Origin of the sequence: Pseudooceanicola batsensis HTCC2597, assembly GCF_000152725.1 — a bacterium.
GTDB classification, from domain to species: Bacteria; Pseudomonadota; Alphaproteobacteria; order Rhodobacterales; family Rhodobacteraceae; genus Pseudooceanicola; species Pseudooceanicola batsensis.
This window is the reverse complement of sequence record NZ_CH724131.1, coordinates 3,279,883-3,305,165: the sequence shown is the minus strand read 5'-3', so window position 1 is coordinate 3,305,165 and position 25,283 is coordinate 3,279,883. Positions and strand designations below refer to the sequence as shown.

At 67.8% G+C, this 25,283-nt stretch carries 24 protein-coding genes; 13 read left to right on the top strand and 11 right to left on the bottom strand.

The genetic code is table 11. The features are described from left to right. Positions 1-2: 2 nt before the first annotated feature. On the bottom strand, positions 3-878 hold the full coding sequence (locus OB2597_RS19800; RefSeq protein ID WP_009807405.1) for a branched-chain amino acid ABC transporter permease: 876 nt from the start codon (positions 876-878) through the stop codon (positions 3-5). Between the two features lie 141 nt (positions 879-1,019). Between OB2597_RS19800 and OB2597_RS19795 the strand changes: the two genes are divergently transcribed. From OB2597_RS19795 to ptsP, 10 genes are all read left to right on the top strand, one after another. After that, on the top strand, positions 1,020-1,640 hold the full coding sequence (locus OB2597_RS19795; RefSeq protein WP_009807404.1) for a TetR/AcrR family transcriptional regulator: 621 nt from the start codon (positions 1,020-1,022) through the stop codon (positions 1,638-1,640). 27 nt (positions 1,641-1,667) lie between these two features. Next, positions 1,668-2,876, top strand: coding sequence for an acetyl-CoA C-acetyltransferase (locus OB2597_RS19790; protein WP_009807403.1), 1,209 nt, complete (start codon positions 1,668-1,670; stop codon positions 2,874-2,876). A 20-nt stretch (positions 2,877-2,896) separates the two neighbouring features. Continuing rightward, on the top strand, positions 2,897-5,044 hold the full coding sequence (locus OB2597_RS19785; RefSeq protein ID WP_009807402.1) for a 3-hydroxyacyl-CoA dehydrogenase NAD-binding domain-containing protein: 2,148 nt from the start codon (positions 2,897-2,899) through the stop codon (positions 5,042-5,044). After that, entirely contained in the window at positions 5,041-6,168 is a 1,128-nt protein-coding gene (locus tag OB2597_RS19780) for a CaiB/BaiF CoA transferase family protein (RefSeq protein ID WP_009807401.1), read from the top strand. Before OB2597_RS19785 ends, OB2597_RS19780 begins: the two co-directional genes overlap by 4 nt. 233 nt (positions 6,169-6,401) lie before the next feature. Then, positions 6,402-6,926, top strand: coding sequence for an NUDIX hydrolase (locus tag OB2597_RS19775; protein ID WP_009807400.1), 525 nt, complete (start codon positions 6,402-6,404; stop codon positions 6,924-6,926). Between the two features lie 62 nt (positions 6,927-6,988). Then, a complete protein-coding gene (locus OB2597_RS19770; protein ID WP_009807399.1) occupies positions 6,989-7,408 on the top strand; it encodes a DUF1178 family protein in 420 nt (139 codons plus the stop codon). 3 nt (positions 7,409-7,411) lie between these two features. Further along, positions 7,412-8,059, top strand: a complete 648-nt coding sequence (locus OB2597_RS19765) for an SDR family oxidoreductase (protein ID WP_009807398.1) — start codon at positions 7,412-7,414, stop codon at positions 8,057-8,059. A gap of 76 nt (positions 8,060-8,135) precedes the next feature. After that, a complete protein-coding gene (locus tag OB2597_RS19760) occupies positions 8,136-9,371 on the top strand; it encodes an aspartate kinase (RefSeq protein ID WP_009807397.1) in 1,236 nt (411 codons plus the stop codon). Positions 9,372-9,436: 65 nt separating this feature from the next. Beyond that, entirely contained in the window at positions 9,437-9,820 is a 384-nt protein-coding gene (locus OB2597_RS19755) for an SH3 domain-containing protein (protein ID WP_009807396.1), read from the top strand. A gap of 161 nt (positions 9,821-9,981) precedes the next feature. After that, positions 9,982-12,225 (top strand): phosphoenolpyruvate--protein phosphotransferase, encoded by a 2,244-nt coding sequence (gene ptsP, locus OB2597_RS19750; protein WP_009807395.1) that lies wholly within the window; start codon positions 9,982-9,984, stop codon positions 12,223-12,225. 12 nt (positions 12,226-12,237) lie between these two features. On the opposite strand, the gene OB2597_RS19745 is transcribed toward ptsP, so the two are convergent. Beyond that, positions 12,238-13,110 carry an S-methyl-5'-thioadenosine phosphorylase gene (locus tag OB2597_RS19745; RefSeq protein WP_009807394.1) on the bottom strand — a complete coding sequence of 291 codons (873 nt, stop codon included), beginning with the start codon at positions 13,108-13,110 and terminating at the stop codon, positions 12,238-12,240. 220 nt (positions 13,111-13,330) lie between these two features. On the opposite strand from OB2597_RS19745, the gene OB2597_RS19740 reads away from it, so the two are divergent. Then, positions 13,331-14,959, top strand: coding sequence for a SulP family inorganic anion transporter (locus OB2597_RS19740; RefSeq protein ID WP_040609465.1), 1,629 nt, complete (start codon positions 13,331-13,333; stop codon positions 14,957-14,959). A gap of 66 nt (positions 14,960-15,025) precedes the next feature. Here the strand turns inward: OB2597_RS19740 and OB2597_RS19735 are convergent, their stop codons facing one another. After that, complete coding sequence (locus OB2597_RS19735) at positions 15,026-15,775, bottom strand: hypothetical protein (protein WP_009807392.1); 750 nt, start codon at positions 15,773-15,775, stop codon at positions 15,026-15,028. 162 nt (positions 15,776-15,937) lie between these two features. Continuing rightward, positions 15,938-16,543, bottom strand: coding sequence for a flavin reductase family protein (locus tag OB2597_RS19730; protein ID WP_009807391.1), 606 nt, complete (start codon positions 16,541-16,543; stop codon positions 15,938-15,940). An 80-nt stretch (positions 16,544-16,623) separates the two neighbouring features. Between OB2597_RS19730 and OB2597_RS19725 the strand changes: the two genes are divergently transcribed. After that, complete coding sequence (locus OB2597_RS19725; protein ID WP_040609995.1) at positions 16,624-17,121, top strand: GNAT family N-acetyltransferase; 498 nt, start codon at positions 16,624-16,626, stop codon at positions 17,119-17,121. Positions 17,122-17,204: 83 nt separating this feature from the next. After that, a complete protein-coding gene (locus tag OB2597_RS19720; RefSeq protein ID WP_009807389.1) occupies positions 17,205-17,972 on the top strand; it encodes an EcsC family protein in 768 nt (255 codons plus the stop codon). On the opposite strand, the gene OB2597_RS19715 is transcribed toward OB2597_RS19720, so the two are convergent. The 7 genes from OB2597_RS19715 to OB2597_RS19685 all read right to left on the bottom strand — a co-directional run bounded on the left by OB2597_RS19715 (position 17,969) and on the right by OB2597_RS19685 (position 25,265). Further along, complete coding sequence (locus tag OB2597_RS19715) at positions 17,969-19,384, bottom strand: FAD-binding oxidoreductase (RefSeq protein WP_009807388.1); 1,416 nt, start codon at positions 19,382-19,384, stop codon at positions 17,969-17,971. The two genes, OB2597_RS19720 and OB2597_RS19715, sit on opposite strands and share 4 nt — an antisense overlap. A 38-nt stretch (positions 19,385-19,422) precedes the next feature. Continuing rightward, positions 19,423-20,262, bottom strand: a complete 840-nt coding sequence (locus tag OB2597_RS19710; protein WP_009807387.1) for an MBL fold metallo-hydrolase — start codon at positions 20,260-20,262, stop codon at positions 19,423-19,425. Positions 20,263-20,463: 201 nt separating this feature from the next. Next, positions 20,464-21,048 (bottom strand): GNAT family N-acetyltransferase, encoded by a 585-nt coding sequence (locus tag OB2597_RS19705; RefSeq protein WP_009807386.1) that lies wholly within the window; start codon positions 21,046-21,048, stop codon positions 20,464-20,466. Beyond that, positions 21,048-22,310 (bottom strand): M16 family metallopeptidase, encoded by a 1,263-nt coding sequence (locus tag OB2597_RS19700; protein ID WP_009807385.1) that lies wholly within the window; start codon positions 22,308-22,310, stop codon positions 21,048-21,050. Before OB2597_RS19700 ends, OB2597_RS19705 begins: the two co-directional genes overlap by 1 nt. Then, a complete protein-coding gene (gene thrC, locus OB2597_RS19695; protein ID WP_009807384.1) occupies positions 22,307-23,695 on the bottom strand; it encodes a threonine synthase in 1,389 nt (462 codons plus the stop codon). Before thrC ends, OB2597_RS19700 begins: the two co-directional genes overlap by 4 nt. Beyond that, a complete protein-coding gene (locus tag OB2597_RS19690) occupies positions 23,692-24,378 on the bottom strand; it encodes an SURF1 family protein (protein WP_009807383.1) in 687 nt (228 codons plus the stop codon). The genes thrC and OB2597_RS19690 overlap by 4 nt, the downstream gene beginning before the upstream one ends. A gap of 86 nt (positions 24,379-24,464) precedes the next feature. Then, positions 24,465-25,265, bottom strand: a complete 801-nt coding sequence (locus OB2597_RS19685; protein ID WP_009807382.1) for a cytochrome c oxidase subunit 3 — start codon at positions 25,263-25,265, stop codon at positions 24,465-24,467. Between the last annotated feature and the right edge of the window lie 18 nt (positions 25,266-25,283).

Below are 25,283 nucleotides of genomic sequence, written 5' to 3'. Positions count from 1 at the left end.
GCCTAGACCTTCTTCATCTGGATCTGGCTGAAAAGGCCCCCCGGACGGGTCACGAGGACGATCAGCATGATGATGTAGGGCGACATCTTGGCCAGTTCGCCCGGGGCGTAGCGACCCGCCACCGGCTCGACGACGCCGATGATCAGCCCGCCAAGCAGCGCCCCCGGCAGCGACCCGAGCCCGCCGATCACCGCCGCCGCGAAGGCCTTGATCCCCAGCAGACCGATGTTCGGGTCGATCGCCCCGCGCGTCGCATAGAGCACGCCGGCCACCGTCGCGACGGCCCCCGAGAGCCCCCAGATCAGCGAATTCACCCGCATCACCGGCACGCCGACGATATAGGCGGCCATCTGGTTCTGGGATGCGGCCTGCGCCGCCAGACCGATCCGCGTGAAGGCGAAGAAGGCCCAGAGCGCCAGCGTCAGCACCAGCGTCACCCCGATGGTCACGAGGTCGGCAAGCGAAATGACGATGCCGCCCGACCGCAGGTTCTGGCCCGCGAAGGGCGTCTCGAGCACCAGCGGCGTGTAGCCCCAGATCGACCCGGCGACGAAGCGGAAGACGAAGCCGAGCGCGATGGTCAGGATGACGAGGGCGAACTGCGGCTGGCCGAAGATCTGGCGGACGACCACCCTCTCGACCCCCCAGCCGATCCCGAACATCAGCACCATGGCCAGCAACACCGCCACGCCGAAGGGCAGCCCCATCTGGTCCGTATTGCCGAAGCCGAGCGCGATGAACGCACCCAGCATCATCATGTCGCCCTGGGCGAAATTCACGCCTTCGCTGGCCTTGTAGATCATGACGAAGCCAAGCGCGACGAGGCCGTAGATGCAGCCGTTCGCCAGTCCGCCGATCATGAGTTGCAGAAGCTCCATCAGCGGAACCTCGGGCGCGCCGCGCCCGGTCTATTCGTCTTCATGCCGTCTCCTCCCGTTCGGCAATGAACGCTGTTGACACGATTTAAACACTCGTGTTCAATTTCAGTCAACACTCATTTTCAAAGTCCCACCAGAACGATGAACACGGCCGCGCTTCGCATCCATCATGCTGCCCTCCGCCTCTTCGCCGAGAACGGCGGAACGACCGTCGCGGTCAGCGAGCTCGCGCGGGAAGCGGGCCTTTCGCGCGGGACGATCTACAACAATCTTGCCGATCCGAACGGCCTCTTCACCTCGGTCTGCCAGACCGTGGCCGAGGAATTCGGCGACTCGATCGGCCAAGCCACGCGGAGGATGCAGGACCCGGCGGAACGTATCTCGGCGGCCATCCGGCTGTGCGTGCGTCGTGTTCACGAGGATCCGCACTGGGGCCGCTTCATCGCGCGCTATGCGATGCTCGAGCCGACGCTGGGCAGTTTCTGGGGCAAGATGCCGGCCGAGGAACTGCGGCGCGGCCTGATCTCGGGCCGCTTCGACTTTCACCGTGACCAGATCGCCTCGATCACCGCCTCGGCGGGCGGCGCCACCTTCGGGGCGATGACCCTGGTGCTGGACGGCTATCGCACCTGGCGGCAGGCGGGCACGGACACGGCGGAAATCATCTTGCGCGGGATCGGCATCGACAGGGCCGAAGCGCGCGACATCACCCAACAGGAACTGGACCCCCTGCCCCGCATGACCGTGTTCGACGCGGCCTGAGAGCAGGATCTTCAAGGGAGGACGACCATGGCAGAAGCTGCCTATATCTACGATGCGATCCGCACGCCGCGATCCAGGGGCAAGGCGGACGGAACGCTGCACGAGGTGAAACCGATCAACCTCGTCACGACGCTGCTTGGCGAGATGCAGCAGCGCCATGACCTGGATACCTCGCGCGTCGACGACGTGATGCTGGGCTGCGTGGCCCCGGTGATGGAGCAGGGCGCCGTCCTGCCCAAGATCGCGCTGCAGAAGGCCGGCTGGGATGAAACCGTGCCCGGCGCGCAGGTGAACCGCTTCTGCGCCTCGGGGCTCGACACGTTCAACACCGCCGCGGCCAAGGTCGCCTCCGGCTGGGAGGACCTGGTCTGCGCGGGCGGTTTCGAATCCATGTCGCGCGTGCCCATGGGCGCGGATGGCGGCCCCTTCGCCGAGGACCCGGAGACCGCGATCAACACCGGTTTCGTGCCCCAGGGCATCGGCGCCGACCTGATCGCCACGATCGAGGGCTGGAGCCGCGACGACGTGGACGCCTTCGCGCTGGAAAGCCAGAAGCGCGCGGCCCATGCCCGCGACAGCGGCTGGTTCGACCGCTCGGTCGTGCCAGTGCGCGACGAGAACGGGATCGTGGTCCTCGAACGGGACGACTTCATCAAGCCGGACACCGACATGCAGAAGCTGGGCGCGCTGAAGGCCAGTTTCGAGATGCCCGGTTCCATGGGCTTCGACGCGGTGGCGCTGGCCAAGTACCCGCAGGTCGAGCGGATCAATCACGTGCACACCCCCGGCAACTCGTCGGGCATCGTGGACGGCGCCTCGCTCGTCATGGTCGGCAACGAGAAGGTCGGCCGCGACATCGGCCTCGACCCGCGCGGGCGGGTCGTCTCGATCGCGCTGACGGCGACCGATCCCACGATCATGTTGACCGGGCCCGGACCTGCGTCGCAAAAGGCGCTGGCCAAGGCCGGCCTGACCATCGACGACATCGACCTGGTCGAGATAAACGAGGCATTTGCAAGCGTTGCCTTGCGGTTGCAGCGTGACCTTGATGTTCCGGATGAAAAGCTGAACGTGGTCGGCGGCGCCATCGCCATGGGCCATCCGCTCGGCGCGACGGGCGGCTGCCTCGTCTCGACCATGCTGGACGAACTGGAACGGCGGAACCAGAAGCGCGCGCTGATCTGCATGTGCGTCGGCGGCGGCATGGGCATCGCGTCCATCATCGAACGCCTGTGACGGCTCCGGGAGAGGATCGAATGGAAGATTTCATCTACGAGAAGGATGCCGAGGGCATCGTCACCGTGACCCTCGACATGCAGGGTCAGAACGCCAACACCATGAACGAACGGTTCGAGCCGGGGATGCGCGGGGTCTGCGACCGGCTGGAGGCCGAAGAAGGCCTCACCGGTGTCGTCTTCGCCTCGGCCAAGTCCACCTTCTTCGCGGGTGGCGACCTGAACAACATCCTCGCCACGACCGAGGCGACGGAAGCCGAGTTCACCATGATCGAAGCCAGCAAGGCGACCTACCGCCGGCTGGAAAAGCTGCCCGTCCCGGTCGTCGCCGCGATCAACGGCGCGGCCCTCGGCGGCGGCTACGAACTGTGCCTCAGCTGCAACCATCGGATCGTGCTGAATTCACTCAAGGCCGTCGTCGGCCTGCCCGAGGTCACGCTCGGCCTTCTGCCGGGTGCCGGCGGCGTCGTGCGCCTGACCGCGTTGCTCGGCCTGGAAAAGGCGATGCCCTATCTGTTGGAGGGCCGTCAGGCGCAACCGGCCGAGGCGCTCAAGGTCGGCATGGTCGACGAGATCGTCGAAACCAAGGACGAGTTGATCCCCGCCGCCAAGGCATGGATCAAGTCCAACCCCGAGGCCGCCGTTCAGCCCTGGGACCGGAAGGGTTTCCGCTATCCCGGCGGTGACGCGATCCACCCCAAGGTCCGCCAGATGATCCAGGTCTCGTCGGCGATGCTCTACCAGAAGACCCGCGGCCTGCTGCCCGCGCCCGAGAAGATCCTCGACGTGGCGGTCAACTCCATGCGGATGAACTTCGACGCGGCCTTGCGGATGGAGACGCGGCGCTTCATCGGCCTGATGGCCAGCAAGGAGGCGAAGGCGGCGATCTCCACCTTCTTCTTCGGCATGCAGGCGATCAAGTCCGGCAAGGTCCGCCCCGAGGGCGCGCACTGGAAAGCCGGCAATGCCGTTGTCCTGGGCGCGGGAATGATGGGCTCGGGCATCGCCTATGCCCATGCCAAGCGCGGGCTCGCCACACAGCTGAAGGACACCGAGATGGCCAATGCCGAGAAGGGCAAGGGCTATTCCGAAAAGCTCTGCGACAAGGCGATCGGGAAGGGCCGGCTGGACGACGCCGGCAAGGCCGCGCTGCTCGACCGGATCACGCCCGTGACCGAGAACGCGGCGCCGGGCAGCGTCGACATCATCATCGAGGCCGTGTTCGAGGATATCGACCTGAAGGACAAGGTCATCGCCGACACCTGGCCGATGCTGTCCGATGACGGGATCTACGGGTCGAACACCTCGACCCTGCCGATCTCGATCCTCGCCGAGTCGTGCCCCGATCCGACCCGCTTCATCGGGCTGCACTTCTTCAGCCCGGTGGACAAGATGAAGGTGGTCGAGATCATCATCGGCGAGAAGACGTCGCAGGAGACGCTGCGCAAGGCCTACGACTATGTCCAGCAGATCGGCTACATGCCGATCGTGGTGAACGACAGCCGCGGCTTCTTCACCTCCCGCGTCTTCGGCACCTTCATGGACGAGGGCTGCCAGCTTCTGGTCGACGGCATGGCCCCGACGGCCATCGAACGTGCCGCCTGGCTGGCGGGGATGCCGGTCGGCCCGCTTCAGGTCTTCGACGAGGTGTCGCTGATCCTGGGCCAGAAGGTCCGCAGGACGCACGAGGCGCTGGACCAGCGCCTGGGCGTGCAGTCGGATTTCGGCCACCACAACACTGCCACCGTCGAGGTCACCGACAGGATGATCGAGATGGGCCGCGGCGGGCGCCAGTACGGCGGCGGCTTCTACGACTACGACAGCGCCGGCAAGCGCACCCTCTGGCCCGAGCTTGGTCAATTCGCGCGGGGCAATGCCGACGTGCCGCTGCAGGATGCCATCGACCGCATCCTCTATCGCCAGGCAATCGAGACCCTGCGCTGCCTGGACGAAGGCGTGCTGAACACCGAGGTCGAGGCGAACCTCGGCGGCATCTTCGCCATCGGCTTCCCGGCGCACACCGGCGGCGCGATCCAGTTCATCCGCGGCGAGGGGGTCGACAGGTTCCGGGCGCGCGCCCGGGAACTGGCCGATGCCTATGGCGAACGCTTTGCCGTGCCGGACACGATCTACGACCGGCTGCGCGACGACAGGGCCAGGGCGGCATGAGCGGGCCTCTCGCGGGACTGCGGGTCGTCGAAATGCAGGGGATCGGCCCCGCGCCGCTGGCGGGCCAGTTCCTTGCCGACCTCGGCGCCGAGGTGACGCTGATCGCCCGCGCCTCGGGGCGGACCGATCCGGCGGACATCAACAGCCGGGGCAAGCGCTCGGTGGCGCTGAACCTCAAGACGGCCGAGGGGGTCGAAATCGCCCTGTCGCTGATCGCCCGGGCCGATGTGCTGATCGAGGGGTTCCGCCCCGGCGTCATGGAGCGGATGGGCCTGGGTCCCGAGGCCTGCCATGCCGAGAACCCCGGGCTGATCTACGGCCGGATGACCGGCTGGGGTCAGGAGGGGCCTCTGGCGCAGACCGCCGGGCATGACATCAACTATCTCGGCCTGACCGGGTTTCTGCATGCCATCGGCCGGGCGGATGACGTGCCGACCCCGCCGCTCAATATCGGCGCGGATTACGGCGGCGGCACGATGTTCCTGCTGTTCGGGATCATGGCCGCGCTGTACGAACGGCAGCGATCGGGCGCGGGCCAGGTGGTGGACGCAGCCATGGTCGACGGCGCCTCGGCCCTCATGGGCTTGATCCACGGCATGATCGCGCGCGGCCACTGGTCCGAAACGCGCGAGGCGAACCTGCTGGACGGGGGTGCGCCGTTCTACCGGACCTACGAATGCGCCGACGGCCTGTTCCTCGCGGTCGGTCCGATCGAACCGCAGTTCTTCGCCGAACTGGTCCGGCTGGCGGGCCTGCCCGAGGACCATCGCGCCACGCAGATGGACGCGCGCGACTGGCCCGCCCGGCGCGCGGCCTATGCCGAGGTCTTCCGGCAGAAGACCCGCGACGAGTGGACGGCGATCTTCGACGGAACGGATGCCTGCGCGACCCCGGTGCTGAGTTGGTCGGAAGCCCCCGCGCACCCCCACCTCGCCGCGCGCGGCACCTTCGTGAGCCCCGGCGGCGTGACCCAGGCGGCCCCGGCGCCCAGGTTCAGCCGCACCGCCACCGCGCCCGTCAGCGCCCCGCACGCCCCCGGAGAGGACACCGATCCCATTCTCGCCGAACTGGGATACGACGCCGAAACGATCGTGCGGCTGCGGGCGGAAAAGGTCCTGACCTGACCGGCCCCGCAATTGCGGCGGCAATCGGCGCGGCCAATCCGCGGGCCGATTGTCGTCGCCGCGCGGGGTCGCGTTAACATCGGTTCAATTCTTTTCCCGCACGATGGCCCTGCGGTCGGAACAGGCGGCGTGTCGAAAAAGGCGCAAGACCCCCCCCGTGGTGCGCCTTCGAAATCAGCGCTCGTTGCCGGAGCGCGAATTCCGGCATATCTTGGGGGAATAATGTATCTGCAATGTTGGGCACCGGCCATTCGTCGGCCGGAGGCCCGGGATCGGAAACAGGCGTGAGCTTTCAGGCGAAATTGGATATTCCACCGGAATTCCGGTCATACGAGGCGAAGGACATCCGGACCCAATACGCCGCGTTGTGCTATCGCGTGGTAAACGACAAGACGCGCATCCTGCTGATCACGAGCCGTGGCACGAAGCGCTGGATCGTGCCCAAGGGCTGGCCGATGACGGGGAAAGAGCCGCACCAGGCGGCGCTGCAGGAAGCCGCGGAAGAGGCCGGGGTGATCGGCCGCGCCGCGCCCGAACCGCTCGGCCGGTACAGCTACATGAAACTGCTCGACTCCGGGGTGGAAGCCCCCTGCATCGGGCTGCTGTTCGCCGTGCGGGTCCACCTGCTCCGCGCCGAGTACCCGGAGGCGAACGAACGCGACCGCAGGTGGTTCAGCCGGAAGAAGGCCGCCAGACGGGTGAGCGAACCCGATCTGGCCAGGCTGATCCGCGGTTTCGACCCTGCCATCCCGCGCTGAGGCGCCTTGCATCGGGCGGGGCCGCCGCTATGTATTGTGTCAGTTTTGCAACCGGGCCCGTCATGATCCAGTTCAGCCTCAAATGCGACCGCGACCACCAGTTCGACAGCTGGTTCCAGTCCGCCGGCGCCTTCGACACGCTCAAGGCGCAGGGCCTGGTGACCTGCGCGGTCTGCGGGTCCGAGGCGGTGGAAAAGGCGGTGATGGCGCCGCGCGTCTCGACGACACGCTCCAGCCCGGCGAACCTGTCGCAACCCGCCAGCCCGGCCGAACAGGCCCTGGCCGAGTTGCGCCGCAAGATCGAGACCGGGTCGGATTACGTCGGCAACCGCTTCGCAGAAGAGGCCCGCCGCATCCACGAGGGCGAGGCCGACGCGCGGTCGATCCACGGCGAGGCGCGCCTCGACGATGCCAGGAAGCTGATCGATGACGGCATCCCGGTGGTCCCCCTGCCCTTCATGAGCAACCGCAAGGCGAACTGAGCCATGCGGGTCGTCATCACCGGAGCGAGCCGCGGGATCGGCGCCGCACTTGCCGCCGCCTATGACGAGCGCGGCGATACGGTCGTCGGCACCTCGCGCAGCGGTGGCGCGGGACTTGTTCCGCTGGATTTCGACGCCGCCCCGGACTTTGCGCCCCTGCGGGACGAGGTCGGCGCGGGCGCCGTGGACATCCTCGTCTGCAATGCCGGCATCTATCCCGACAAGGGCCAGCCGCTGGCCGACGGCTATCCGCCCGAGATGTGGTCCCGGGGGCTTTTCGTGAACGTCGCGGGGCCTTTCCTGACGATCCAGGCGCTGCTGCCGGCCCTGCGCCGGTCGAGCGCGCCGCGCATCGCCATCGTGTCCTCGGCCATGGGCAGCCAGGATCGCGCGCCCGGCGGCTCGTATATCTACCGCGCCTCCAAGGCGGCGGCGGTGAACCTGGCGCGAAACCTCGCGCGGGATCTGGCACCGGACAGCATCGCCGTGGGGGCCTATCATCCGGGCTGGGTCCGCACCGAGATGGGCGGTGCGGGCGCCGATATCGACGCCGCCACCTCGGCCGGCGGGCTGGTGTCGCGCATCGACCGTCTGACGCCGGAGACCACCGGCGTCTTCGAGACCTGGGACGGTCAGCCCATCCCCTTCTGACGCCGCGTCCCCGGCGCCTATTGCGCTTTTGCCCGCACCTGCTTAAACCGCCGCGGAACCAGGTCAGGGACAGTTCATGCCCGTTCTCGTGATGAAATTCGGCGGCACCTCGGTCGCCACGCTGGACCGCATCCGCCGCGCCGCCAAACGGGTCGGCGTCGAGGTGGCCAAAGGCTATGACGTGATCGTCATCGTCTCGGCCATGGCGGGCAAGACCAACGAACTCGTCGGCTGGGTCGGCGAGACGTCTAAATTCTACGACGCGCGCGAATACGACGCCGTCGTCTCGTCGGGCGAGAACGTGACCGCCGGGCTGATGGCGCTGACGCTGCAGGAAATGGACGTGCCGGCGCGGTCCTGGCAGGGCTGGCAGGTGCCGCTCAGGACCAACTCCGCCCATTCCTCGGCCCGGATCGAGGAGATCCCTACCGAGAACATCGCGGGCAAGTTCGCCGAGGGGATGAAGGTGGCCGTGGTCGCGGGGTTCCAGGGCGTCTCGCCCGAGGGACGGATCACCACGCTCGGCCGTGGCGGTTCTGACACCACCGCCGTCGCCTTCGCCGCCGCCTTCGGTGCCGAGCGCTGCGACATCTACACCGACGTGGACGGCGTCTACACGACCGACCCCCGGGTCAGCGGCAAGGCGCGCAAGCTCGACCGGATCGCCTTCGAGGAGATGCTCGAGCTTGCCTCGCTCGGCGCCAAGGTGCTGCAGACCCGGTCCGTGGAACTCGCCATGCGGTTCGGCGTGCGTCTGCGGGTGCTGTCGTCCTTCGAGGAACAATCTGATGAAGCCGGCACCATCGTCTGTGCCGAGGAGGATATCATGGAAAATCGCCCGGTCTCCGGCATCGCCTATTCCCGCGAGGAAGCCAAGATGACGCTGATCTCGGTCGCGGACCGCCCCGGCATCGCCGCCGCGATCTTCGGACCGCTCGCCGAGGCGGGGATCAACGTGGACATGATCGTCCAGAACATCTCGGAAGAGGGGCGGACCGACATGACCTTCTCCTGCCCCGTCGATCAGGTCGCGCGGGCGGACAAGGCGCTGAACGCGGCAAAGGACCGGGGCGACATCAATTTCCACGATCTGGTGGCGGATACCGATGTCGCCAAGGTCTCCGCCGTCGGCATCGGCATGCGGTCGCAGTCGGGCGTCGCGGCGCAGATGTTCAAGACGCTCTCGGACGAGGGCATCAACATTAAGGTGATCGCGACCTCCGAGATCAAGATCTCGGTGCTGATCGACCGCAAGTACATGGAACTGGCGGTCCAGGCCCTGCACGACGCGTTCGAGCTGGAAAAGGCCTGAAGCAGGGGCGCTACGCCGGACCCTCGTGATACTCTTCCGGGGAATCACACCCGAGGAGTCTTCCGATGCTGCGACATTTCCTTCTGGCCTCGGCACTTGCCGGTGTCGCCACGCTGGCCGGCGCCAACGACCTCGACGTGCCGATCACCGAAAATCCCTACCGCGACTGCGAGGCCGCCTGGTACTCGATCGGGCAGGTGCAGGGCCTGAACCCCGATGGCGACGGGTTCCTTTCGGTCCGGTCCGGCCCCGGGTCGCATTTCCGCAAACTCGACGAGGTCTACAACGGCGACAGGCTGACGATCTACGAGGCGCGGGGCGACTGGTTCGGCGTCGTCTATCGCGACGACGGCAGCGATTTCGGCTGTTCGACCACGCCGCGCCCCCTGCCCTACCGGTTCAAGGGCTGGGTCCACCGGAACTGGGTCAGGGTGCTCGACATCGGCTGATCGCGGGATCGGCCCGGTTCGGTCAGACAGCGGGCAGGCGCCGGCCGTGACCGCCCTCCGAGGCCGCCGGCGGGACATCGGCGACAGAAAAGTCGTTTCCGATTGGCGTCTGCTGTGGTCTAGTCGGGTCCGGCAGACGCTGAAGGGATTCCCGCGCCGACATGAGTGATGATTTCCAGACCGACAGTCAGCAGATGCTGGCCCGGCTCCGTGTCGCCATGGCCGAAGAGGCCGCCGGGCAGGAACGCCTGGACAAGATCACGCATCTGATCGCCGATTCCATGCGGACCGAGGTCTGCTCGGTCTATCTCTTCCGCGATTTCGACACGCTCGAACTCTGCGCGACCGAAGGGCTCAAGGCCGAAGCCGTCCACCAGACGCGGATGCGGCTGGGCGAGGGGCTCGTCGGCCGGGTCGGCCGGACCGGACGGATCATCAACACCCCCGACGCGCCGAGCGAGCCGGGCTTCCGCTACATGCCCGAGACGGGCGAGGAGATCTATTCCTCCTTCGCCGGCGTCCCGATCCAGCGTCTAGGCGAGAAACTCGGCGTGCTCGTGGTCCAGTCCAAGGTGGCCCGCCGCTATGCCGAGGACGAGATCACCGCACTCGAGGTCGTGGCGATGGTGCTGGCCGAGATGGCCGAACTGGGCGCCTTCGTCGGAGAGGGCGCCGCGCTGACGGCCCTGCACACCAAGCCCGTGGTGTTCCGCGGCGCGACCGCGCAGGAGGGCTCGGCCGAGGGGCACGTCTGGCTGCACGAACCGCGCGTCGTCATCACCAACCCCATCGCCGAGGATCCGCACCGCGAACGCGAACGGCTGGCCGCGGCCGTCGACCAGCTGCGCGATTCCGTCGACGCGATGGTGCTGGGCATCGCGGACGACGACAAGGAACAGCTCGAGATCCTCGAGGCCTACCGGATGTTCGCCAATTCCAAGGGCTGGCTGCGCCGGATGGAAGAGGACATCGCCCGCGGACTCTCGGCCGAGGCGGCGGTCGAAAAGGAACAGTCCCAGGCGCGCGCCCGGATGGAGTCCATCACCGACCCCTACCTGCGCGGCCGTCTGCACGACCTCGACGACCTGTCGAACCGCCTGCTGCGCATCCTCTCGGGACAGGGCAAGGAGACCGGCGCCGACATGCCCGCCGACCCGATCCTCGTCGCCCGCAACATCGGCCCGGCCGAACTGCTCGACTACGGCCGGTCGCTCAAGGGCATCGTGCTCGAGGAAGGCTCCGTCGGCTCGCATGCCGCCATTGTCGCCCGCGCCCTCGCCATCCCCCTGATCATCCACGCCGACAGGATCACCACCGAGGCACTGAACCGCGACCACATCCTCGTCGACGGCGATTCCGGCCTCGCCCATCTGCGGCCCGAGGAAACCGTCATCACCGCCTTCCGCGACAAGATGGCGATGCAGGCCAAGGCGCAGGAGCGCTATGCCTCGATCCGCGACCTGCCGGCGGTCACCATGTGCGGCGAACGGCTCCACCTGGCGATGAACGCGGGGCTCATGGCCGACCTGCCCTCGCTCGCCGGTTCGGGAGCCGAGGGGGTCGGCCTGTTCCGGACCGAGCTGCAGTTCCTCATCCGCAACCAGATGCCGCGCCGGTCGGAACTCTCGGCGCTCTACGCGCGCGTGATGGATGCCGCCGAAGGGCGCAAGGTCGTGTTCCGCACGCTCGACATCGGGTCCGACAAGGTCCTGTCCTACATGAAGCCGACCGAGGAACCGAACCCGGCGCTCGGCTGGCGGGCGATCCGGGTCGGGCTGGACAAGCCCGGCGTCATGCGGATGCAGCTGCAGGCGTTGATCCGCGCGGCGAACGGCCGGCCGCTGACGGTGATGTTTCCCTTCGTCGCGCAATACGAGGAATATCGCGCCGCCTGCGCGGAGATGGACAAGGCACTGGACCGCGAGCGCATCCTCGGCCATCCAATTCCCGAACCGCTCGAGGTCGGCGCCATGCTCGAGACGCCCTCGCTGGCCTTCGCCCCCCGCCGGTTCTTCGAAGAGGTGCAGTTCCTCTCGATCGGCGGCAACGATCTCAAGCAGTTCTTCTTCGCCGCGGACCGCGAAAACGAACGGGTCCGGCGGCGCTACGACACGCTCAACGTCTCGTTCCTGACCTTCCTGCAGGGGATCGTGGACCGCTGCACCGAAACGGGAACGCCGCTCAGCTTCTGCGGCGAGGATGCGGGCCGCCCGGTCGAGGCGATCTGCCTCGCGGCCATGGGCCTGCGCACGCTGTCGATGCGCCCGGCCTCGATCGGGCCGGTCAAGTCGCTGCTCATGCGCACCGACCTGCGTGCCCTGCGCGAGGTGATCGACAGGGCCCGGGACGAGGGCCGGCAGTCGGTGCGCGACCCGGTGATGGAGTTCCTGCGCAACCAGGGCTGAGGCGCGGCCGGCTCAGCGGGGCGTCAGCACCCGCCCCGCCACCGTCTCCAGCCGCGCCACAAGGTCGGGGTCGCGCCTCTCCGGGGCGGTCAGGACGGCATTGTCGAGCGCGCGGTCGCAGGATTGCGCGCAGTCCGATGTCAGCTCGCCGGGCATCCGCGCGATCATCTCCCGCGCATTGGCCGAATTCGCGGTCAGCGTGCGGATGATCTCGGTCACGTCCACCTCGCCGTGGTCCGGGTGCCAGCTGTCGTAGTCCGTCACCATCGCGACGGTGGCATAGTGCAGCTCGGCCTCGCGGGCCAGCTTGGCCTCGGGCATGTTGGTCATGCCGACCACGTCGCAGCCCCAGTGATCGCGATACATCCGGCTCTCCGCGAGGGACGAGAACTGCGGCCCCTCCATGGCCAGGTAGGTGCCGCCCTCGTGCACCGTGACCCCCGCCGCGCGCGCCGCCGCGGCCGCCGCCGCGCCGAGCGCGCGGCAGGTCGGGTGGGCCATCGAGACATGGGCGACGCAACCGCCCGAGAAAAAGCTCTTCTCGCGGTTCACGGTCCGGTCGATGAACTGGTCGGGGATGACGAAATGACCGGGCCCCATCTCCTCGCGGAAGGAGCCGCAGGCCGAGACCGACAGGACATGGGTCGCCCCCAACTGCTTGAGCGCGTCGATATTCGCGCGATAGGGGATATCCGTCGGGGCGTGGACATGGCCGCGCCCGTGCCGCGGCAGAAAGGCCAGCCGCAGCCCCCCGAGCTCGCCGGTCAGGATGGCATCCGAGGGCGCCCCCCAGGGGGTCGTCACCTCCTGCCAACCCGCGCCCCCGAGCCCCTCGATCTCGTAGAGACCCGATCCGCCGATCACCGCCAGCACCTGTTCACCCATCCGAGCTGCCCTTCCCTCTCACCGGGGCGCCGCCTCTGCCACGCGAGAGGCCGCCCCACCCTTCTTTGGTCCGGAAATATCCCGGGGTCCGGGGCAGAGCCCCGGTCCGGAATGATCCGCAAATGCAACGGCCGGGCCCGTCCGGACCCCGACCGCACTTGCTGCGACGCAGCGCTTGCGCTATCGGAACGGCATATCACATTCCCCGTCAAGGTCACGCATGACACGCTCACTCCTGGCAGCTTTTGCCAATCGCCTCGCATTGCCCGATCTCCGCCTGCTGCCCGAGGAACGGTTGACCCCCGGCCGCCTGCGGATCGAGATCCTGGCCGGCCTGACCGTCGCGCTGGCGTTGGTGCCCGAGGCCGTCGCCTTCGCCTTCGTGGCGGGGGTGCATCCGCTCGTCGGACTCTATGCCGCCTTCCTCGTGGGCCTCGTCACCGCGCTGATCGGCGGGCGGCCTGGCATGATCTCGGGCGCGACCGGCGCGCTGGCCGTGGTCATGGTCTCTCTCGTGGCCGAACACGGGGTCGAATATCTCTTCGCCACGGTCGTGCTCATGGGGATCCTGCAGGTCATCGCGGGGGTGATGCGATGGGGCAAGTTCATCCGCCTCGTGCCGCATCCGGTGATGCTGGGTTTCGTCAACGGGCTCGCCATCGTGATCTTCCTCGCCCAGCTGACGCAGTTCAAGGTGCCCGGCACGGCCGAGGTGTCGGGACACGGCGCCGGGGGCGGCGAATGGCTGAGCGGGCCCTCGCTCTGGATGATGCTGGCGCTGGTCGCCGGGACCATGGCGATCATCTGGCTGATGCCGCGCGTCACCCGCGTGATCCCTGCGCCGCTGGCCGGGATCGGGATCACGGCGGCTGTGGTCATCGCCTTCGGGCTCGACGTGCCGCGTGTCGGCGATCTGGCGTCGATCGAGGGCGGGCTGCCGCCGTTCCACATCCCCGTCGTCCCCCTGACCTGGGAGACCTTCGAGATCATCCTGCCATACGCGGTGATCCTCGCCGCCATCGGCCTGATCGAGAGCCTGCTGACCCTCAACCTCGTCGGGGAGATGACTGGCAAGCGCGGCGGGGCCAGCCAGGAATGCGTGGCGCAGGGCGCGGCCAACGTGATCACCGGGTTCTTCGGCGGCATGGGCGGCTGCGCCATGATCGGCCAGTCGATGATCAACGTGAAGTCGGGCGGACGGACGCGGATCGCTGCGGTGGCGGCCGCGCTCTTCCTGCTCAGTTTCATCCTCTTCGCGGCCCCGCTGATCGAGGTCATCCCACTGGCGGCGCTGGTCGGCGTGATGTTCATGGTGGTGATCGGGACCTTTGCCTGGAACTCGATCCGCATCCTCGCCAAGGTGCCGATGACCGACGCCTTCGTCATCATCCTGGTGACGGTGGTGACGGTCTATGCCGACCTCGCGGTGGCCGTGGTCGTGGGGGTCATCGTCTCGGCGCTGGCCTATGCCTGGAACAACGCGCGCCGCATCCATGCCAAGACCTATGTCACGCCCGAGGGCGCCAAGGTCTATCAGGTGCAGGGTCCGCTCTTCTTCGGCTCGGCCGAAGGCTTCACCGAACTTTTCGACGTCAAGGCCGACCCGGCGCGGGTGATCGTGGATTTCGCCGACAGCCGGGTGGTGGACCAGTCTGCGCTTCAGGCGATCGAGGCGATGGCGATGAAATACGAGGCGGCGGGCAAGCGGATCCAGCTGCGTCACCTCAGCCGGGACTGCCACCGTCTGCTCTCCAAGGCCGGCCATCTGATGGTCGACAGCGAGGACGACCCGGAATACGCGCTGGCAGTGGATTACGGCGTGCGGACGGGGATCCTCGGCGGTCACTGATCGCGGCGGCCTGAGGCCCAGCGCCATCGGTCGGCCGCCCCGGCGGGCGACACCGGGGCGGTCGTTTCAGGCGGGAATCGCCGGGCGGTCGTCGCCGGCCGCGACGAGGCGGTCGAACCAGCCCGTGTCCCGCTCGTATCCGAGGTCGATGACGATCTCGTGCAGCTCGGGAAAGCGGCTGAACTGGTCGATGATCCGCGCGCGGTGGTGCGGCGCGCGCCATTTCTCGATGCGCTCGCGGGTCAGGCCCGGCGTGTCACTAGCGCCTGAGGCCGAGCCCGCCCTCTCGTGCTTGTGGACCTCTCCGAACCTGCCGGTGAACTCCAGCTCGAGGCAGGTCGCAAGGAGGTTCTGCACACGGTCCGGATCCGAGACCAGGTGTTCGTATTTGAGAAGGACCACGCCCTGGGGCAGGTGGCCCGCCTCGATGGTCTCGTTGATCCGCGCATGGGTCTGGAGGACCCCCGGCAGAAGCTGCTCGGGCCGGCCCTGGGCGGCGACGAAATAGCTCTTGTCGGCGGAACAGGCGTAGTCGTCGGGCAGGCGCGGGTCATAGCTCGTCAGGATGTCGCGCGGGTCGCGCAGCATGACGATCATGTCCAGCCGCTTGCGCCCCTCGGCCGCGGCGACGATCTTTTCGAAATCGAAGATGTCGAAGGACCGGCGAGAGCAGGTGTTGCCGGGCATGTGCAGGACCGCCCGCGCCGGGAACTCGGGCCCGGGGATGTTGAAGCCGTCCAGACATCGCTGCAACATGCCGTACAGCAACGTGCTGCCCGCCCGGTTGTGACCGGTCACCAAAAGATGTCTGCTCATGCCCCATACCCCTTGTCAGGATAGTCTTCTTGTCTGGGCACAAGATTGGCGCGGAAGGTTTAAACTGCGTTAACCGACAGCGCGTTGCCGGCAGAGAGCCCTCCGGCGCATCTTTCGGGTCGTGACCGGCGGCGCCTGCAGGGCCCGCATCGGTCCCGCGGATCAGTCGTCGGGCCGGACCAGCGAAAAAACCTCGCGGATCACGGAATAGTCGCGGTATCCGAGACGCGTCAGCGGCTGGAAGCGGGTCACGTCGAAGATCCCGTCGATCAGGCAGTCGTCACGCATGTGCACCCCGACCACCTCGCCCAGAACGAGATGATTTCCCTCGCCTTCCAGGTCGACGATTTGCGTCAGGCGGCATTCCAGCGCGGCGGGGGCGTTGGCGACGCGGGAACAGGCGATCATCTCGCAGCCGGTCTTTTCGATGCCGGCCTTTTCGAACTCGTCCTCCTCCGCGGCGAAGCCCGACGAGGTGATGTTCATCACGTCCTTCGCGGCATATTCGACGATATTGACGCAGAAGACGCCGGTTTCCCGGATATTCGCCGTGCTATCCTTGCCGAAGTCACGGTCCGCCTTCGAAGAGGTCGAGGCGAACATCACCTGCGGCGGCACATAGGCCACGGCGTTGAAGAAGCTGTACGGCGCCAGATTGTCGAACCCGTTCTCGCCCCGCGACGAGATCCAGCCGATCGGGCGCGGCGTGACAATCGCGTTGAAGGGATTGTGCGGCAGGCCGTGACCATCCTTGGGTTGATAAAACATCGCGCGCTCCTTGGTTTGCCCTGCTGATAACCGCATGTTAGGTGCCGAAAAACCCCGAAAGCGACAAGGAGGTCGGCTGCGTGTTCGCCCTGCGGGAAGAAACCGCCGACGACTGGTGGGAGGTCGAGGCGCTCTACGACCTGTGCTTCGCCCCGGGTCGCGAGGCGCTGTCGTCCTACCGGCTGCGTGACGGGGCCGCCAAGGTCGCCCCCCTGTGCCTCGTCGCCCGCGACGACACCGCGAGCGTGGGCGGCGCGATCCGGTACTGGCCCGTGCGGATCGGCGGACAGCGCGCGCTGCTGCTGGGCCCGGTGGCCGTCCACCCCACCCACCAGGGCGAGGGGCTGGGTGCCCTGCTGATCGCCGAGTCGTTGAACAAGGCGCAGATGACGGGCTGGGCCCGGGTCATGCTGGTCGGGGATCCCCCCTATTACGGCCGCTTCGGTTTCGCGCGCCTCGACGGGGTCGAGATGCCGCCGCCGACCAACCCCGAACGGGTACTCGGACGCGATCTCGTGCCCGGGGCCTGGGCCGGCGTGCGCGGCGTGGTGCGCCGCGATCCGGACGCCGGGTCTTGAACCTGCGGCACGGGGTACAGATCTATCGGGATGATGAGGACAGACCCGTGACAGACCGCCGCCGCCGAGACCTATCCGCCACCGTGATCGACGACCTGCCGCAGAAGCCGGTGGATGTCGAAGCCGAGCTGGATGCCCTGGCCAGGCGCTACCGCCAGGCCGGCGGCGTCGGGTTGCAGATCCTGAACCTCGTCGGCGACAGTGCCGAGGGGCTTCTCAAGCGGCTGCCGCGCGACATCCGCGAGCGGCTCGACAAGACGACCGAAGCCGCGCTGGCCGCGTCGATGCGGGCCGCCCAGGGCTCGCGCCGCTACGTCGCGGACCAGCCCGGCTGGGTCAACCTCGCGGTCACCACCTCGATGGGCGCGGCGGGCGGCTTCGGCGGCCTGCCGAGCGCAATGGCCGAACTTCCCATCACCACGACGGTGCTTCTGCGGGCGATCCAGGGGGTGGCGGCGGAATACGGCTTCGACGCCGAAAGCGACGGGGTGCAGTTCGACTGCATCCGCGTCTTCGCCGCCGCCGGTCCGCTGGCCGAAGACGACGGCACCGACCTGGCCTTCTACACCTCGCGGGTGGCGCTGACCGGGGCCACCGTCCAGGGCCTGATCGCGCGGGTCGCGCCACGCCTCGCCACCGTATTGGGACAGAAGCTCGCTGCCCAGACCATCCCGGTGCTGGGGGCGGCGGCCGGCGCCCTGACGAACTATGCCTACACGAGTTATTACCAAGAGATGGCGCATGTGCATTTCCGCCTGCGCAAGCTCGCCATCGAGGCCGACCGCCCGCACCCGCAGCTTGTCGCGGAGCTGCAGGAGCGCGTCGCCAAGCCGCGCCTCCGCCGCTCCTAGCCGCGCAGCACCGCGCCCGGGTTCATGATGCCCTGAGGATCGAGCGCCGCCTTGATCGCGCGCATCATCTCGAGCTTGACCGGATCGCCGTAGCGTTCGAGGTCCTCGGTCTTGAGGCGTCCGATGCCGTGTTCGGCACTGACCGACCCCTCGAGCTCGTGCACGAGGTCATGCACCGCGCGCTTGACCTCGCCTGCCTGCCCGCGCCAGTCGGCGGCAGGTGCCCCCTTGGGCGGAAAAACGTTGTAGTGCAGGTTCCCATCGCCCAGATGGCCGAAACAGTTGATCCGGAAAGGTCCCATCCCGGCGACAGTCTCCGAGGCCCGGTCGATGAACTCGGGCAGGTTCGAGAGCGGCAGGCTGATGTCGTGGCTCGAGACCGATCCGATCAGGCGGTTGGCCTCGGGCACTCTCTCGCGAACCTCCCAGAAGGCGTCCGCCTGAGCCGCGGACTGGGCGATCAGGGCATCGCTCACCAGCCCCCGTTCGAGCGCCTCGGCAAAGATCGTCTCGAACACCGTGTCCGGATCGATCCCGGCCGGCAGCCCGAGGTCGATCAGCACCATCCAGTCGGGCGCGGGATCGAAGGGGCGCCGGATCTCCGGCTGCGTCTCCTCGAGAAAGCGCAGCCCCTCGCCGCCCATCAGCTCGAAGGCCGAGATCGCCTCGCTCACATGGTCGCGCGCCAGAGCCAGCAGGTCGAGCGCGGCGCGCGGGTCCGGCACGACCGCAAGGGCCGTCCCCTGCCCCGCCGGACGCGCAAAGAGCTTGAGCGCGGCGGCCGTGATGACCGCCAGCGTCCCTTCCGAGCCGACCAGCAGGTTGCGCAGGTCGTAACCGGTGTTGTCCTTGCGCAGCCGCGTCAGCCCGTTCCAGATGCGCCCGTCCGGCAGCACCGCCTCGAGCCCCAGGCAGAGATCGCGCGCATTGCCATAGCGCAGCACGTTCACCCCCCCGGCATTGGTCGCCAGGTTGCCTCCGATCCGGGCCGAACCCTTGGCCGCGAGCGAGAGGGGAAAGAGCCGCCCCGCGGCCTCTGCCGCCCGGTGGACATCCTCCAGCACGGCGCCCGCCTCGACCACGGCGACATTCTCGACCGGGTCGACCTTGCGGATCGCGGTCATCCGCTCCAGCGACAGGATCAGGGGCGCGGGCCCCTCCGGCACGACCTGCCCGCCGACAAGTCCGGTGCCGCCGCCATAGGGCACGACCGGCACCCGCGCGGCATGGGCCGCCGCCATCACGGCCGAGACCTCCTCGACGTCGCTCGGCGCCACGACCAGCCCGGCCCGGCCCACCCAGGTGCCCCGCGGCTCTTCGAGATAGCGGGGGGCCAGGTCGCGAAAGGCCCGGCGGTCCAGCCGGTCGCGCAACCGCGCGGCCAGCGTGTCGTCTGCGGGATTCAGTGTCATGCGCGGAGTGCTAGCACCCCGGCGCGCCATCGCCCAGCCTATTCCGCGTCACGCAGCCAGGCGGGCTGCAGCACGATCACGGTCCTCCGCTCCGGCAGGTCGCGCAGCGACAGGGTGATCTCGCTCTCGCGGCGGATATCGATGTCGAACGCGTCCTCGACCCCCTCGAGGAACCATTGCAGCGAGGCGCCCGAGAACCAGTGCATCGGCAGCACGACCGAGGATTTCAGCCGCTCCACCACCCGCACCATCGAGGCAGTGTCCAGGGTCATGCCGCCGTCCACCGGCACCATCACCACGTCGAGCCGCCCGATGGCGGCATACTGGTCCTCGTTCGGCTCGTGATGCAGATGACCCAGATGGCCGATGCAGAGTCCCTCGACCTCGAAGATGAAGATCGAATTGCCGTTCTCCTCGACCCCGCCCATCGACCGGATGTCGGTCGCGACGTTGCGGATCAGCATCTCTCCGAGATCGAGATGGTGGTCCGCCGGCTCGCCATAGGTCCCGGACCAGCCACGCAGCACATGGGGGATGGCCGGGTCCGGCGCGCCGGTGAAATGGCTGGTATGCGCATGGTTCATCGTGACGATATCGGGGATGAAATCCGCACTGCCGAGAAAACCGGCGTAATCTGTAACCGCCGACAGCCCGCCGGCGGTCTGGATGAGATAGGAGGAATGGGTGACATAGGAGATCCGGACCGAGAAATCCGGCACCGCGTCCCGGAAGCCGGCCTTGTGAAGATACTCCACCCCCGGCGCGGCATCCGCGATGGCGATGCAATGGCTCATCCGGGCCTGCGAATAGGCGGGCGCCGCCGGCAGCCCCAGTCCCAGGCCCAGTCCCAGCCCCATTCCCAGGATCAAGTTGCGCATCGCGATCTCCTCGCGGTGCAGCCTAGCATGGCCCCGCGCCCGGACCGCGCTCACAAATCCGTCAGCCGCCCCCGCGACCGCCCTTTGCCTCTTCAGCGGGCATCAACTTCTTCTTGCCGGTCAATATCCCCGCCGGAGGCCCCGCGACCATTCCCCCGGAATGGGCGCAAGATTCGCGTGCGCCGCAGGCGCGCAACCGGGTCACCCGGCGTCGGTGCGCCCGCGCCGGTCCATCCGCAGGGCGGCATAGAGGACATGCGTCCGCCACCGCCCGTCGATCTGGAGATAGCTCTGCGCCACCCCCTCGTACTTGAAGCCGCATGTCTCCAGCAGCGCGCGCGAGGGCGTGTTCTCGGGCAGGCAGGCGGCCTCGATCCGGCTCAGGTCCATGCGGTGGAAGGCGTGGTGGACCACGGCGTCGATCGCCTCGCGCATGTAGCCCTGCCGGGCAAACCGTTCGCCGGTCCAGTAGCCGATGGTGCCTGCCTGGGCCGGGCCGCGGCGGATGTTGTCGAGGGTGATCGCGCCCAGCAGCGTCTCGTCCTCGCGACGGATCAGGAAAAGGGGCACGGCCGAGCCGTTGCCGATCGACCGCTGCGCCCAGTAGACCCGGTTGGTGAAGGCCCGGCGCGACAGGTGGTCGGGCGCCCAGGACGGCTCCCAGGCCCTGAGATAGCGTTCGCTCTCGCGGCGCAGCTCCGACCAGGGACGGTGGTCGCCGTGAACCGGCGGCCGCAGCGTCATGCGCTCCGTCTCGATCTTCAGCTTGCGCCGGTTCAGGATCATCAGGCCGCGCGCGCGAGCGACAGGCCGGCGTGGTCCGGCACCCGGTCCACCGGTCCGTAGACCGCAAGGGCCATCGGCGCCTCGGTCGCCATGCGCCCGGCATAGGCGCGCAGATCGTCGCGGGTCACCGCCTCGATACGCTCCACCACTGTCTCCAGCGGCGGCACGTGGCCCCAGATCTGGACCATGCGCGCCATGCGTTCGGCGCGCGAGGAGGGCCCCTCGAGCCCCATGAGCAGCCCCGCCTTCATCTGCGCCCGGGCGCGGGCGGTCTCCTCTTCGCTGAAGTCGTCGGCGGCACGTTTCATCTCGTCGATGGTGATCCGGGCGAGATCGCCGGCCTTGTCGTCCGATGTGCCGGCATAGACCGTGGTCATCCCGGTGTCGGTATAGGCGCCGGCCTGGGCGAAGATCGTGTAGCAGAGACCGCGGCGTTCGCGGATCTCCTGGAACAGCCGCGAGGCCATGCCCCCGCCCATGGCCGCCGCGTAGACCTGGGCGACGTAGGCATCGGGATGCCTGTAGTCCGGGCTTTCGAACCCGAGCGCGATATGCGCCTGTTCCAGCGTCTTGACCACCCGGCTCTCGCCACCGACGAAGGTCGCGCCGTTGGCAAGCGTCTGGTCGACCGGGGTCATGTCGCCGAAGAGCCGTTCCGCCGCCGCGACGACCGCCGCGTGATCGACATCGCCCGCCGCCGAAAGGATCATCTGACCGGGGCCGTAGTTCTCGCGCACGAAGCGGGCGAGATCGTCGCGCTGAAATGCCCGGATGCGTTCCTCGGGCCCCAGGATCGTCCGGCCGAGCGGCTGCTCGGGATAGGCCTTTTCCTGCAACCAGTCGAAGATAATGTCGTCGGGCGTGTCGAGGGCCTGTCCGATTTCCGACAGGATGACCCCGCGCTCGACCTCTATCTCGTCCTCGTCGAGGGTCGAGTTCCGCAGTATGTCCGCGAGCACCTCCAGCGCCAGCGGCACGTCGGCACCGAGCACCCGCGCGTAATAGGCCGTCACCTCGCGCGAGGTATAGGCGTTCATGTAGCCGCCCACGTCCTCGATCGCCTCGGCGATCTGGACGGGGCTGCGCGTCGCCGTGCCCTTGAAGGCCATGTGTTCCAGAAAATGCGCGAGCCCGTTCTGCTCGGGCCGTTCGTCGCGGCCGCCGGCGGCGACCCAGATCCCGATCGAGGCGGATTTCAGGCCGGGCATCCGCTCGGTCACGATGCGGAAACCGTTGGGAAGCGTGTGAAGCTCAGGTGTCAATTCGCGATGTTTTCCCGGATGAAGTGTTCGATTTCGGCAAGATCGTTCTCGACCCGCGTGACTCTTTCGTCGCGGTCGAAGAGATCGGCCATGTGGGGCGGCAGGCCGGGCCGGGCCCCGGTGGCGGCCTCGACCGCATCGGGGAACTTGGCCGGATGCGCCGTCGCAAGGGTGATCATCGGGACGCCCGGGTCCAGATGCTCCTCGGCCACCTTCACCCCGACCGCGGAATGCGGGCAGAGCGTCTCTCCGGCCGTCTCGCGCAGGCGGCGGATCGTGGCGCCCGTCTCCTCTTCCGAGGCGCGGCCGGACAGGAACAGGTCCTGCAGCCGTTCCAGCGCGCCCTGCGAGACGGTGAAGCCGCCGGCCTTCAGCTCGTCCATGAGCTGGGCCACCGCCGCGCCGTCGCGGTCGTAGGCCTCGAAGAGCACGCGTTCGAAGTTCGACGAGACCTGGATGTCCATCGAGGGGCTGATCGAGGGGATCACCCCCTCGGGGAGGTATCTGCCGGTGGTCAGGCAGCGGTGCAGGATGTCGTTCTGGTTCGTCGCAACCACCAGCCGGTCGATCGGCAGGCCCATGCGGCGGGCGATGTAGCCGGCGAAGATGTCGCCGAAATTGCCCGTGGGAACCGTGAAACCGACCTTGCGGTGCGGCGCGCCGAGCGCCACGGCCGAGGTGAAGTAGTAGACGACCTGCGCCAGCACCCGCGCCCAGTTGATCGAGTTCACGCCGGCCAGCCGGACCTCGTCGCGGAAGGCGAAATCGTTGAACATGTCCTTCACCCGCGCCTGGCAGTCGTCGAAATGGCCGGTGACCGAGAGGGCGTGGACATTCGTCTCGGCCGGGGTGGTCATCTGGCGGCGCTGCACCTCGCTGACCCGGCCATGGGGGAACAGGATGAAGACATCCACCGCGTCGAGCCCCCGGAACGCCTCGATCGCGGCCGATCCGGTATCGCCCGAGGTGGCGCCGACGATGGTCACGCGGTCGCCCGAGCGGGTCAGCGAGGCCTCGAACAGCTGACCGATCAGCTGCATGGCGAAATCCTTGAAGGCCAGGGTCGGCCCGTGGAACAGTTCGAGCAGGAAGTGACCGGGGCCGAGCTGGACCAGCGGCGCGCGGGAGGCATGTTCGAAGCCGGCATAGGCGCGGGCGATGATGCCCCGGAATTCGTCGTCGGAAAAGGTGTCGCCGATGAAGGGCCGCATGATGCGAAAGGCGACCTCCTCGTAGGGCTGGTTGGCAAGTGCCGCGATCTCGTCGCCGGAGAGCGTGGGGATATCGGCCGGCACGTAGAGCCCGCCGTCGCGTGCCAGCCCGGTCAGCATCGCCTCTTCGAAGGTCAGCTCGGGGGCGCGGCCCCTGGTCGAGATGTACTTCACGTCGTGTCGTCCCCCTGCGGTCTCAGCGTCCGATAAAACAGATAGCCGGTCATGGCCAGCCAGATCGCGGCCAAAGAGAACCAGGTGATGGCATATTCGCGGTGGTCGTTGGGGATTCCCTCGGACGAGACCGGCATCGGATCGACGGCGCCGTCGTCGAAACCGGGGTCGCGGATGACGACCAGCACGGGCTCGGTTCCCAGAGCCGAGGCCATTTCCGGCACGTCGCGCGCGAACCAGAGCCCGCCGGCGAGATCGGGGGACGGCGTGAAGCCGTCGGTCTCGTCCGGCCAGAGCAGGTTGCCGCGGATCGTGACCTCTCCGGCGGGCAGTTCCGGCGCCTCGTCGGGCTGCGGCAGGAAACCGCGGTCGACGAGGATCGACCGCTCTCCGGTCTCGAAACGCTGGATCAGGCGGTGACCCGCGCCGGAATGCTTGCGGCTGGCCAGCACGCGCAGCCCGGTCTCGCCAAAGCGGCCCGTCACCTCGACCGGCAGGTACTGGTCCGTGCCCGGGACGGCGACCGTGGGCAGAGGGCCGGGCATGGCCGCGATGCGGCTCTCGATCCCGGCCAGCATCTCCTGCTTCCACTGCAGACGCTCGACCTGCCACAGGCCGAGCGAGACCAGAACCGCGCAGCCTCCGATGCCGAAGATCAGCGGTCCGATCAGTTTCTTGAACATGGCGTTGCCTTTTCAAAGCCGAAGGCGCGAAGCGATGCCCCGCGCCTTCCCATCAAGCGTAGGGTGGGGTTTCACCCCACCATGTGTCAGCCGCCCCAGATGTAGACGGCCGCGAAGAGGAAGAGCCAGACCACGTCGACGAAGTGCCAGTACCATGCCGCCATCTCAAAGCCCACATGGCTCTTGGCGGTGAAGTCGCCGGCATAGACGCGCAGCAGGCAGACGAAGAGGAAGATCGTTCCGATGATCACATGCGCACCGTGGAACCCGGTCGCCATGAAGAAGGTCGCGCCGTAGATGTTGCCCGAGAAGCCGAAGGCGGCGTGGCTGTATTCATAGGCTTGGAACAGGGTGAACACGATCCCCAGCCCGATGGCGAGCATCAGGCCCCATTTCATGTCCTGGCGGTTTTCCTCGTGCACCAGCGCGTGGTGCGCCCAGGTGGCCGCCGCGCCCGAGCAGAGCAGGATCAGCGTGTTGATCAGCGGCAGGTGCCAGGGGTCGAAGGTCTCGATTCCCGCGGGCGGCCACTGGCCGTCGACACCGGGGCTTTCGGGGCCCATCGGGTACATGGCGTGCTTGAAGAAGGTCCAGAACCAGGCCGAGAAGAACATCACCTCGGACATGATGAACAGGATGAAGCCGTAGCGCAGGCCGATCATCACCACGGGCGTGTGGTCCCCGGCCTTGTTCTCCTTCACCGTTTCGAGCCACCAGCCGAACATGGTGTAGAGGACGGCGACCAGCCCGATCAGGAAGAGCCAGGGCCCGCTGCCGTGCATCCACTGCACCGCCCCGAAGAGCATGATGAAGGCACCGACCGACCCGATGAAGGGGTACAGCGACGGTGTCAGGATGTGGTAGTCGTGGTTTTTCTCATGCGCCATCTTGGTGCCCTCGTTCCC